Origin of the sequence: Streptomyces sp. NPDC004629, from assembly GCF_042873595.1 — a bacterium.
Taxonomy (GTDB): Bacteria; Actinomycetota; Actinomycetes; order Streptomycetales; family Streptomycetaceae; genus Streptomyces.
On record NZ_JBIALO010000010.1, the window covers coordinates 260,448 to 272,068 of the forward strand.

At 72.3% G+C, this 11,621-nt stretch carries 10 protein-coding genes; 8 read left to right on the forward strand and 2 right to left on the reverse strand.

Translation table 11 applies throughout. The annotated features are described in order from the left end of the window. Window positions 1–199: 199 nt before the first annotated feature. The 5 genes from ACFYTE_RS17925 to ACFYTE_RS17945 all read left to right on the forward strand — a co-directional run bounded on the left by ACFYTE_RS17925 (window position 200) and on the right by ACFYTE_RS17945 (window position 6,143). Window positions 200–2,665, forward strand: a complete 2,466-nt coding sequence (locus tag ACFYTE_RS17925) for a LuxR C-terminal-related transcriptional regulator (RefSeq protein ID WP_388710825.1) — start codon at window positions 200–202, stop codon at window positions 2,663–2,665. A 69-nt stretch (window positions 2,666–2,734) separates the two neighbouring features. Further along, complete coding sequence (locus ACFYTE_RS17930) at window positions 2,735–3,721, forward strand: alpha/beta hydrolase (protein WP_388710642.1); 987 nt, start codon at window positions 2,735–2,737, stop codon at window positions 3,719–3,721. A 73-nt stretch (window positions 3,722–3,794) separates the two neighbouring features. Then, the gene (locus tag ACFYTE_RS17935) at window positions 3,795–4,835 is read left to right on the forward strand and encodes a helix-turn-helix domain-containing protein (protein ID WP_388710645.1); all 1,041 of its coding nucleotides are present in this window, start codon (window positions 3,795–3,797) and stop codon (window positions 4,833–4,835) included. Then, window positions 4,829–5,800, forward strand: coding sequence for a helix-turn-helix domain-containing protein (locus ACFYTE_RS17940; protein ID WP_388710648.1), 972 nt, complete (start codon window positions 4,829–4,831; stop codon window positions 5,798–5,800). The genes ACFYTE_RS17935 and ACFYTE_RS17940 overlap by 7 nt, the downstream gene beginning before the upstream one ends. Before the next feature lie 112 nt (window positions 5,801–5,912). Continuing rightward, complete coding sequence (locus tag ACFYTE_RS17945; protein ID WP_388710649.1) at window positions 5,913–6,143, forward strand: hypothetical protein; 231 nt, start codon at window positions 5,913–5,915, stop codon at window positions 6,141–6,143. Between the two features lie 121 nt (window positions 6,144–6,264). Here ACFYTE_RS17945 and ACFYTE_RS17950 read toward each other — a convergent pair whose 3' ends face one another. Next, window positions 6,265–6,840, reverse strand: coding sequence for a Dps family protein (locus ACFYTE_RS17950; protein ID WP_388710652.1), 576 nt, complete (start codon window positions 6,838–6,840; stop codon window positions 6,265–6,267). Window positions 6,841–7,127: 287 nt separating this feature from the next. On the opposite strand from ACFYTE_RS17950, the gene ACFYTE_RS17955 reads away from it, so the two are divergent. Further along, window positions 7,128–8,870 carry a pyruvate dehydrogenase gene (locus ACFYTE_RS17955; RefSeq protein ID WP_388710654.1) on the forward strand — a complete coding sequence of 581 codons (1,743 nt, stop codon included), beginning with the start codon at window positions 7,128–7,130 and terminating at the stop codon, window positions 8,868–8,870. Between the two features lie 125 nt (window positions 8,871–8,995). Here ACFYTE_RS17955 and ACFYTE_RS17960 read toward each other — a convergent pair whose 3' ends face one another. Then, entirely contained in the window at window positions 8,996–9,886 is an 891-nt protein-coding gene (locus tag ACFYTE_RS17960; protein ID WP_388710657.1) for an AraC family transcriptional regulator N-terminal domain-containing protein, read from the reverse strand. 189 nt (window positions 9,887–10,075) lie between these two features. Between ACFYTE_RS17960 and ACFYTE_RS17965 the strand changes: the two genes are divergently transcribed. Together ACFYTE_RS17965 and ACFYTE_RS17970 are read left to right on the forward strand one after the other, a co-directional pair. Next, window positions 10,076–10,618 (forward strand): (2Fe-2S)-binding protein, encoded by a 543-nt coding sequence (locus ACFYTE_RS17965; RefSeq protein WP_388710660.1) that lies wholly within the window; start codon window positions 10,076–10,078, stop codon window positions 10,616–10,618. Further along, window positions 10,615–11,604: an FAD binding domain-containing protein gene (locus ACFYTE_RS17970; RefSeq protein WP_388710663.1), complete on the forward strand. Its 990-nt coding sequence runs from the start codon at window positions 10,615–10,617 to the stop codon at window positions 11,602–11,604. Before ACFYTE_RS17965 ends, ACFYTE_RS17970 begins: the two co-directional genes overlap by 4 nt. Window positions 11,605–11,621 lie beyond the last annotated feature (17 nt).

Below are 11,621 nucleotides of genomic sequence, written 5' to 3' on the forward strand. Positions count from 1 at the left end.
GGCCCGGGACGGGGGGTCACATGACGGCGCCCCTCGCGGCGGCGCCTTTCGCGGCGGCGCGTCTCACGGTGGTGGGTCCCGCGAGGGTGGGTCTCACGGTGGCCGGTCCTATGACGGCCGGGCCCATGACGGCGGTGGGTCTGACGGTGGGGGGTCCCATGACCGTGGGGCTCACGGCGGCGGGTGGTCCCACCACGGTGTGTCCCGCGACCGTGCGCCGCACGACGGGCAGGTGCAGGTTGCCGTGCTGGCGTTGCTGGACCGGCTCGCCGCGTCCCGGCCGGTACTGCTGTGCGTGGACGACATCGACGCCTGCGACCGCGCCTTCCTCGACGCGCTCTGCGCGGGAATCCGGCTGCTGGCCGGCCGCCCGCTCAGGGTTGTGCTCACCGCGCGGGGCGAGACGCCCCCGCCCGGCCTGCCCCCCGCCCTGGAGTGCCTGCACCTGGGCCCGCTGAGCGCCCCCTCGGCCGCGGCGCTGCTGGACCGGCAGCCGGCGGCGCCCACCGGCCGGCGCAGGCTGGAGATCCTTGAGGAAGCCGAAGGCAACCCCTTGGCCCTGGTGGAACTGAGCCGTCATGTGCCCACGGCCTGCCGAGCGGCAGGCACCGGAACCGCACCGGCGCGCCGCCCGCCGACGGGCCACGCCTTCGCGGCACGACTCGACGCGCTCCCCCCGAAGACGGCACGGGCCCTGCTGTACGCCGCGGCCGCGGGGCCGGGGGAGAGCGTCGCCGCCCTCATGGCCGCCCTGGACACCGACGACCTCGCCGTGTGGGCCCCGGCGGAGGCCGCGGGTCTGGTCTCGCTGGTCGAGGACCGCCTCGTCTTCCGGCATCCGCTGGCGCGGTCGGCCGCGTTCTTTCGGCATACCGCGAGCGAGCGGCAGCAGGCCCGTCTGGACCTCGCCGAGACCGCCACGCGGCCCGAGCACAGGGCCTGCCACCTGGCCGCCGCCACCTTGCGGAGCAACGAGTCCGTGGCCGCCGCGCTTGAGGACCTGGCATGGCGGCACGGGGACGTCATGGGCACCGCGCGTGCCCTGGAGCAGGCGGCCCGGCTCAGCCCGCGACGGCGGGAGCGCGCACGCCGTCTGGCCGAGGCCCTGGTGGCAGCGCATGCGGTGGGCGAACCCGACTGGGTGAGGGACCTGTACGGCAGGCTCGTCCAGGACTTCGGGGAACCGGAGCAGGTCTGCGCGGCGGCCGGTGCCCTGGCCTCGATCCTGTCCCTGGAGTCCTCCCAGCGGGAGGCCTTCGACCTGCTGGTCGACGTCTCCGAGCACTTTGCGGCGGCCGGCCGTCCCGTCGCGCTCGCGGTGACGGCGGTGGCGGCGGGCATCGCCGCCCAGTCCGGTCTGCCGGAGCACAGGGCCGGCCTGGCCACGCTGCTCGACCGTGCCCGGGGGACCGACCCCGCCCTGCGGCGCCCGCCGCCGGTGACCGGGTTTCCGGGCCTGCTGGACGGGCCGGACATCCAGCGGGCACTGGACGCGCTGGCCACCGCCGTACTCCGGCCGCAGGCCGGTACGGGCTCGTCGGCGCGCCCCGTCCGCCCGCACGGTGTGCCCCTGGACGGCCCGCAGAAACCGGCCTGCCGGACGGCGGTCCTCTCGGTGGCCCACCTCGCCGACGAGGCGGACGTGCGCCTCGGGCAGTTCCGCGAGACAGACGCCCGGCTGCGGACCTCCCGTGCCTTCGGCATCCGCGGCTGGTCGGTCCTCGCCCTCGCGGACACCTTCATGGGCGTCGGCCGGTTCACCGACGCGGCGGCCCTGATCCGGGAGGCCGCGGCCGAGGCCGCGGTGCTGCGCCTGCCCCGCCTGCAGGCGGATCTTGAGGCGCAGGCGCTCGCCCTGCACGCGCTCCGTGGAACCGTGCCGCCGGAGCCCTTGCTCACCCCCTCGGTCTGGCGGGGCGTCTGCCTGGACGAGAACCGGGCCACCCACGCACGTCTGCTGCGCGCCCGGGGACTCGCCGCCATGGCGCTGGGGGACTGGGACGACGGCTGGCGCCATCTGCGCGAGCTGTTCACCGCCGACGGTTCGCCGCTGCATCCCGTCCTGTCGCCCCGGAGCATCGCCGAACTCGCGGCCGCGGCCCAGCGCACCGGCCGGTCCGAGGCGGTGGTGTCGGTGCTCAGCCGAGTCCGCGCGGAGCAAGGGGAACGCCCGAGCACCAGGATGACGCTGCTCCTGCACCATGCCACCGCCCTGGTCGACCCGGGCGGGGACGCCGAGCAGCACTTCCACCTCGCGCTGGTCAATCACGAGGCGGACCGGTGGCCGTGGGAACGCGCCCATGTCCGCCTCAACTACGGCATATGGCTGCGGCGTGGGCGGCGGCCACGCGAGGCGCGTCAGCAGCTGACCACCGTGCTGGAAACCGCCGAACGCCTCGGCGCGGGCGCCCTCGCAGCGGCGGCCGCCGGCGAACTGCGGGCCAGCGGAGCGGCATCCACCCCAGACACCTCGGGCACGCTGGAGCAGTTGACGGCACAGCAGAGGCAGATCGTCCAGCTGGCCGCGCGCGGCCTTTCGAACCGGGAGATCGGTGAACAGCTCTTCCTCTCGCCGCGTACCGTGGGCTCCCACCTGTACAACGTCTACCCGAAGCTCGGCATCAGCCGCCGCCAGCAGCTGCGTGACCTCCTACAGGACAGGTGAGGCGCGGACCGGCCGGTTCCGTGCGCAGCCGCCGCGGGGCGGCGCGGCCCGCCCAGAGGGGAGTGCGTGATGCCGGGAGTCTCCGGGGACCGACCGGGCGGTGAAGCGCGCCCGGCCGTCCTCCTCGACCCCGTGGTGCAGCGCATCGTCGCCGCGTCCGCCACGCCCCCGTCCCTGGACGACCTCGGGCCGGTGACGGGACGGCAGGCGCTGCGGGAGACCCAGGTGGACCGGTTCGAGGACTTCGCCGTCGACGCGGTCTACCGCGTGGCCTCCATCGGCCCCTTTGGGCTGCTCGGGTTCTGGACCGTCCGCCCGGCCGGTGCGACCGGCCCGCTGCCCGCGCTCCTGTACCTTCATGGCGGCCGGTGGGCGCTCGGCGACGCGCAGACCCACGCCGGCCTCATCAGCGAACTCGTCCACGGCGCGGGCGTGTGCGCCGTCGTCCCCGAGTACAGCCGTACCCCCGAGGCCCGTTACCCCGTGGCGCTGGAGGAGTGCTACGCCCTGCTGGTCTGGGCGGCAGCACGGGCCGGTGAACTCGGTCTTGACGCGCGCCGGCTGGCCGTGGCGGGCGACTGTGCCGGTGCCACGCTGGCCGCCGCGGTGACCATGCTGGCGAAGTCCCGCGGCGGGCCGCGGCTGCGCGCACAGCTCCTCTACTACCCGCTCACCGACTCCCGCTGCGACAGCCCCTCACAGCGGGAGTTCGCCACCGGATACCTGCTCACCCGACCGGCACTGCGCGGGTACTGGGCGCGCTACGTCACGGACCCGGCCCTGCGCGACGAGCCCACCGCCTCTCCGCTGCGGGCGCGGAGACAGGACCTGGCGGGGCTGCCGCCGGCCGTGGTCGTCACCGCCGAGGCCGATGTGGCCCGGGACGAGGGCGAGCAGTACGCGCGCCAGTTGCGCGCGGCCGGCGTCGAGGCGTCCGCCGTACGGTTCCTCGGCACGATCCACGACTTCGTGGCCCTGCACGCCCTGCACGACAGCCCGCCCACTCGGGCGGCTGTCACGACCGGATGTGCGTTCCTGCGGGCCCGATTGCGCTGAGCCGCGAGATGCGGACCGGTAACCAGTCGACCGACTGATGCGCCGGCCGGTACCGCCCCAGCATGCTCGGAGCATGCCAACCGTGATCGGCTCCTTCGAGGACAGACACCGGTGTCCGGACCCGTTCGCCGCTCCGCGAGCCCGGGTGCTGAGCACCCGTTCGGTCCCCCCGCGCGAAAGCCTGGGCTTCTGGCACGACGCCGTGCTCGCGACCCTCGTCGGGATGGACATCGCCACCGAAGACCGCACCTATGACGCGACCCTGCGCACCGACCGCATCGGAGACCTCGGGGTCACCACGGTGGAATGCGATCCGGGCCGCGTCCACCGCTCACCGCGCCGCATCGCCCACGGCGACGGGCAGGACGTCTTCGTGGCGGTCCAGAGCACCGGCCGGGCCCAGGTCGAACAGGACGGCCGCACCACGGAGCTGCGGGCCGGCGACATCGGGTTCTTCGAGACCGTCCGGCCCTTTCACACCACCTTCCCCGAACGTTTCCGGTTGAAGATCTTCGCGGTGCCCCGGGCCCTGCTAGGGCGGTCGGAGGCCGATCTGGGGCAGCTCACCGGGCTGGCCGTGCGCCCGAGCGGCGGTCTGCCCGCGCTGCTCGCCCCGTTGCTCGAACGGCTGGCGGACACCTCCGAGTCCTGTGCGACGCCGGTGGCCGAGCGACTGGCCGAGAGCGTCATCGACCTGATGGCGGCCACGGCGGCGGACCGGCTGGGCGAGGACCCCGCCGTCCTGCCCGGTGCCGACCGGGTCCTGCTGCTGCGGATCAAGACCTTCATCCGCTGGCACCTGTCGGACCCCGCCCTGACTCCCCGGGTCATCGCCGATGCCCATGGCATCTCGGTCCGCTATCTGCACCGGATGTTCGAGACCGAGGGCACCACCGTGGGCCGGTGGATCCGTGAGCTGCGCCTGCACGAGTGCCGCAGGGAACTCGCCGTACGGGCACCGGGATCCGTCAGCCTGGGCCAGGTGGCCCGACGCTGGGGTTTCCCCAGTGCCGCCCGGTTCAGCAGGGTCTTCCGCAGTGCCTTCGGGCTGTCCCCCACGGACTGGCTCGACCGGGAGCGTGCGAGCCGCGCGGCGGGGGAAGCGCCGTGCTGACGGGATCGCTGTCGGTCCCGGGGCAGGGTGTGACCTTCTCCACCCGGGGCCTGCCTGCCGGCGAGCGCGTCGCCGCCTGGGAACGCGCGCTGTCACAGGTCTTCGTCAGCCTTGAGGTCACCGTGCAGGGCGGCCGCCCGTGGGCGGGTGACCTGACCGCCGAGCGCCTGGGCGCGCTCCAGATCGCCACGGAGGAATTCGGCCCGGGAACGATCCTGCGCAGCGCACGGTCGGTGGCGGCCGATCCCCGCACACACATCCTGGCGCGTCTCCAACTGGACGGCACCGCACTGCTGTTGCAGGACGGCCGCAGCGCCGAACTCCGGCCCGGCCAGCTGGCGTTCCACGACGCGCGGCGCCCGTACCGGCTCGTGCTGCCGGGCCGGCAGCGGGCCCGGATCTTCATGATGCCCCGGGTCCTGCTCCGGCTGGAGGAAGGGCGGCTGTCCGCCCTGACGGCCACCGTGGTGGACGGGGCCGGTGAGGGCGCGGCGGCCCTGTTGCTGCCGACGCTGTGCGGGCTCGTCGACGAGGTCGTCCGGGCCCACCCGGTCCGGCGCGCCCAACTCGCACGGCTCGCCGCGGAGATCCTGGGCACCCTGGCCCTGGAACAGGTCGGCAGGCGGCCCGCGCCGGCGCTGTGGGAGCGGATCGCGGCATCCGTCCAGGACCGGTTGCAGGAGCCAGGACTCAGCCCTCAGGACATCGCCGACCAGCACGGCATCTCCCTGCGCTACCTGCACCGGCTCTTCCAGAGGCAGGGCACCACCGTCAACGCCTGGGTGCGGACGCGACGGCTGGAGGCAGCACGCGAGGAACTCGCCCAGGCCGGCGCGGCCCACAGGTCGATCGCGGCGGTGGCCGCACGCTGGGGTTTCACCAACCCCTCCCATTTCAGCCGGACGTTCCGAGACACATATGGGATGTCGCCGGTGCAGTGGCGCGGCGCGCGGCGCCAGACCTGAGATCAGGGCGCGCTGTTCCCGGAAGAGCAAGCCCCGGGACGCTGTCAGCATGATGGCTCCCGGGCCCGGCGCCTATCTTTCGGTTCATGTTTCCCACACGGAGGATCACCGCATGAACACTGCAGAGCCGAACGGAGCCGACCGTCACCCGCATGTGCGGCACCTTCTGGAGAGGGCGGCCGAGCATCATCACCGTGCTCGAACCGAGCGTGAGGAGGCCGCGTTGGAGAACGCGATCGACGGGGCGGCGTTCGACCTGGCGGCCGACATCGCGCATCCCACGGCCGGCCAGGCCGAATTCGGGTACGACGTCGACACGGATCTCGGAGTGGACCCGCGTTAGCGAACCGGCCCAGCCGCCCCCGACGGACCGGAGGCGCACTCCGCGGCGACGGCCGTCGACCCCCGGGCCCTGACATCGCCCGGGGCGGCCGTCGCGGCTGCCGCCGGTGGACGGGCCTGGTTCAGGAGCGCACCAGTGGGGTGTCGACCAGGTGCTCGGCCAGGAACCAGGCCTGGAGTTCGCCGGTGCGGATGATCTGCGAGACCAGCAGGTCGTTGGTGCCGTCGTCGCCCAGCTCGGCGGTGCGGGTGGCCGCGTCATGGGCCTGCGTCAGGATGATCTCGTGGGCCTCCAGCAGCCGCGAGAGCATGGCCGGTACCTCCTCCACACCGTCCGGCGGGCGCGGAATCGACGTGATCTCGGCGACGTGCCGGGGATCGCCCACGGCGACGCCGCCCAGGGTCTGGACGCGCTCGGCGAGGGTGTCGACGAGTTCCAGCTGCTCTCCCGCGTGCTTGTCCAGCAGCAGGTGCAGCTGGTAGAAGGTCGCGCCCCGCATGATCCAGTGGTGCTTCTTGTAGAGGCCGTAGAGGATCTGGGTGTCCGCCAGCACCTTGTTCAGGCGCTGGCAGGAGTACATGCGCGCCTCGTAGGACAGGGCGACGGGGAACTGCTTGACGGTCCCGAACTCCTGGATGACCGCGCCCTTCTGGTGCAGCCAGGGCTGGCTGCCCGTGGGCTTGGAGCCGGTGGTCATGACGTGCCTCCTGCGTTGTGGTGCCGAACGTGCGCGGTCGAGGCTAGGTGCCGCACCGGTGGCCGTGTTGTCCCGGAGCGCACACCCGACTGCCCGTCAGCGCACCGGCCCACGAGGTCCGGGGTCACGTCACGGAACCGCTCGCGGTGCGCTCCGGGACCGGATCTCGTGCACGGACGGTCAAGTGTGCCTCGCCCCGCCCGCTAACGTGACCGAGTCGTGCGGAGCGGCCCTGGTGTGCCCTCACCCGCCGACGCGCGCCGTCATGCGGAGATCCGAGGAGTTCCATGGCCAAGCAGACCATCGCCGAGCAGTACGTCGACCTGATGGCACGTGCGGGTGTGCGCCGTATGTACGGGGTGGTCGGGGACAGCCTCAACCCCGTCGTCGACGCGGTCAGACGGCGCGACGACATGGAGTGGATCCAGGTACGCCACGAGGAGGTCGCGGCGTTCGCCGCCGGCGCGGAGGCCCAGCTCACCGGCCGGCTTGCGGCCTGCGCGGGCTCCTGCGGCCCCGGCAACCTCCACCTGATCAACGGCCTGTACGACGCCCACCGTTCGATGGCGCCCGTCCTCGCCCTGGCCGCCCACATACCCAGCGGCGAGATCGGCACCGGGTACTTCCAGGAGACCCACCCCGACCGGCTGTTCGCCGAGTGCAGCCACTACTCGGAGCTGATCTCCTCGCCCCGCCAGATGCCGCGAGTGGTGCAGACGGCGATCCAGCACGCCGTCGGCCGGCGCGGTGTGTCGGTGGTGGCCCTGTCCGGTGACACCGCCGCCGAGGACTCACCGGACGCGGCACCCGAACTCGCCATGCCCCTGGACCTGCCCGCCATCCGCCCGAGCGAGACGGAACTGGCCCGGCTCACGGACCTGGTGGACGGCGCCGAACGCGTCATGGTGTTCTGCGGCCGGGGCGTCGCCGGCGCCCACGCCGAGGTCATGGCCTTCGCCGAGAAGGTGAAGGCACCGGTCGGCCACGCCCTGCGCGGCAAGGAGCACATCCAGTACGACAACCCGTACGACGTCGGCATGTCCGGACTGCTCGGCTACGGATCCGCGTACGAGGCCATGCACGAGTGCGATCTGCTGCTCCTGCTGGGCACCGACTTCCCGTACACCGACTTCCTGCCCCGCCATGTGCGGACGGTGCAGGTCGATGTGCAGCCCGAACGGCTGGGCCGGCGCACCCCACTCGACCTGGCCGTCTGGGGAGACGTCCGGGAGACCCTGCGCTGCCTCACGCCCGCGGTACGCGGGAAGACCTCGCGCCGCTTCCTCGACCGCATGCTGGAGCGGCACACACACGCCCTTGAGGGCGCCGTGCACGCCTACACCCGCAACGTCGACACACACACCCCGATCCACCCCGAGTACGTGGCCTCGGTGATCGACGAAGAGGCCGCCGACGACGCGGTCTTCACCGTCGACACCGGCATGTGCTGTGTGTGGGCGGCGCGTTATCTCACCCCCAACGGCCGCCGCCGCATCCTGGGTTCCTTTGTGCACGGTTCGATGGCCAACGCGCTGCCCCAGGCGATCGGCGCGCAGTTCCTGGACCGTAACCGGCAGGTCGTGTCCCTCTCCGGCGACGGCGGCTTCTCCATGCTGATGGGTGACTTCCTCACACTCGTCCAGTACGGGCTGCCGGTGAAGGTGGTCGTCTTCGACAACTCCTCCCTGGGCATGGTCGACCTGGAGATGATGGTGGACGGTCTGCCCCCGCACGGCACGACCTACCCGCACACCGACTACGCCGCCATCGCCAGGGCCGCCGGGGCGCTGGGCATCCGGGTGGAGAAGCCCGCCGAGGTGCGCGACGCGCTGCGCGAGGCCTTCGCCCATGACGGACCCGCGCTGATCGACGTCGTCACCGACCCCGCCGCGCTTGCCGTCCCGCCGAAGATCACCACCGAACAGCTCACCGGCTTCGCGCTGTCCGCGAGCCGCACGGTTCTGACCGGAGGGGTGGGCCGCATGGTCCATCTGGCGCGGGCCAACCTGCGCAACATTCCCCGGCCCTGAGCCGGTCAGCGAGCACGGGGCGCCGTAAGCGGCGGTGCCGGCCTGCGCGATCGCTGCACACGGCCTGAGCGGGTGTCCCTCATGGGGGCGTGGCCGCCTGCCCCGACGTTCCGGCGCAGCGTCGGTCAGTTCCCCGGGTCGGGCGCCGGGGCGATGAATCTGACGGCGTCCTGACTGGGCGGCGCGCCGAACAGGCGCCGGTACTCCCGGCTGAACTGGGACGCGCTGTCGTATCCCACCCGGTATCCGATATGGGCGATGTCTTTCGGATGTGCCATCAGGAGGAGCCGGGCCTCATGGAGTCTTATCTTCTTCTGGAACTGAATGGGGCTCATCCCGGTGACGGCCTGGAAATTCCGGTAGAAGGCGGAAGTGCTCATTCCGATCAGGTTCGCGACGTCGTCCACCCGGAACGGCTCCCGGTAATTCTCCCTTATCCACTGCACAGCTTTTGCGATATGGGAGAGTTTGCTGTCGGCGAGCCCGATCTGGCGGACCGCCGCGCCCTGCTCGCCGGTGATGAGGCGCCACAGGATCTCCCTCTTGACGAGGGGGGCGAGTATGCCCCTGTCCCGCGGACGGTCGAGCAGGCGCAGCAGTCGCACGGCGGCGCAGAGGAGGTCGTCGGTGGCGTCGCTGACGGCGAGGGCCGGGACCGCGGTGTCGTGGTGCGGAAAGCTGCCGGGAGCCGCCTGCACCATCAACTCGGCGATGTCCGAGGGCTGTAGCAGCAGGCCGAGTCCCAGTGCCGGCCGCTCCGCGGTGGCGTGGGTGAAGTGGCCGGTGACCGGCAGGTCGACGGATGTGACCAGGTACTGGCCCGCACGGTACTCGTACACGTGATCGCCCAGGGCGAGGCGTTTGGCCCCCTGGGCGATCAGCGCCATGACCGTTCCGGTCATGGACGCATGGGGTGCCTGTGACTCCTCGCGGCCGATCCGCACGTGCTCGATGGCGGTCGTTCCGTCGGCTCGGGCATGACGTGCCAGCAGGGTCCGCAGTTCATCGAGCAGCATGCGCCGATTAAAACATCGCGGGCGACAAGCGGTCCAGCAATGCTTTCCGGGCCGCGCGGGGGCGGAGAGAGGATCGTGCAAGGCTTCGCCACTTTTAGGCAAAGCAGTTACCGGGGCGGGCTGATTGAATGTCCGGAGTCTTTGAAAACGGTTTGTTCGGAGGCACGGCATTGAGGAAGGGCAAACGGCATGACGGACGCAACCCGCAGCGGGATACTTCTTCACGTCAACGGTCTGGCATACCGTCTGACCGTCGACCATCGCCGGACACTGCTCGATGTGCTCCGGGAGGACACCGGCCACACAGGTCCGAAGAAGGGCTGCGACCGCGGCCAGTGCGGCGCCTGCACGGTGCTCCTGGACGGCCGGCGGGTCGTGTCCTGCCTGACGCTGGCGGTCGCCGCCGACGGCTCGGAGGTCACGACGGTCGAGGGCCTGGCACAAGACGGTGAACTGCGCCCGTTGCAACGGGCGTTCGTGCAGCTCGACGGTCTCCAGTGCGGCTACTGCACGCCCGGGCAGCTCTGCTCCGCGGTCGGGATGCTCGCCGAGCATGCGGCGGGCTGGCCCAGCGCGGTCACCGCCGATGTCTCACCGGAGCGAGAGGCACCCGAGCTGGACGCGGAGGAGGTGCGCGAGCGTCTGAGCGGCAACCTGTGCCGCTGCGGCGCCTATCCGTCGATCGTGCGCGCCGTACTGGAGACCGCATCCCGGGCGGAGGCGGCGGGATGAAGGAGTTCGGCTACCAGCGGCCCGGCAAGGTCCGGGAGGCGCTGACCCTGGTCGCCGGCGAGGACGGCGCCCGGTTCCTCGGCGGCGGCACCAATCTCGTCGACCTGATGAAGGACGGCATCGAGCGGCCCACCCGGCTGGTGGACGTGCGCCGGCTGCCGCTGGACGGTGTCCGTGCGGCGCCCGACGGCGGGCTCGTCATCGGCGCGACGACGACCAACAGCGACCTGGCGGCCCATCCCGAGGTGCGCCGCCGGTATCCGGCGCTCAGCCAGGCCGTGCTCGCGGGCGCGTCGGGGCAACTGCGCAACATGGCCACGGTGGGCGGCAACCTGCTCCAGCGGACCCGGTGCGGCTACTTCGCGGACCCCTCGCAGCCGTGCAACAGACGCATGCCCGGCAGCGGCTGCTCCGCGCTCGCCGGAGAGCACCACAACCATGCGATCCTCGGCTGGTCCGAGCACTGCGTGGCCACCCATCCCTCGGACATGGCCGTGGCCCTGACCGCGTTCGACGCGGTCGTGCACTACGAGACCCTGGACGGCAGGCACGAGATCCCGCTGTCCGCGTTCTATCCGCCGGTCGGCGAGACCCCTCAGCAGGAGACCGTGCTGCCCCCGGGCGCCCTGATCACCGCGGTCGCCCTCCCGGCCGCCGCGGCAGGTCCGCGATCGTGCTACCGCAAGGTCCGCGAGCGTGCGTCCTACGCCTTCGCCACCGTGTCCGTCGCAGCCGCGCTGGACATCGAGGACGGCCTCGTGCGAGGCGTCAGGATCGCGCTCGGCGGCCTCGCCTCACGGCCCTGGCGCGCCCACACCGCCGAGTCCGCCCTGCGGGACGCCCCGGCCACGGCCGACCGGTTCGGTGCCGCAGCGGACGCAGAACTGTCCGCCGCACGGCCGCTGCGCGACACCGCGTACAAAGTCACGCTCGCCCGCAACCTCATCAAGGCGGTCCTGACCGAACTCGCCCACCGGGCCGAGTGACGGACCGGGTTCCCTCA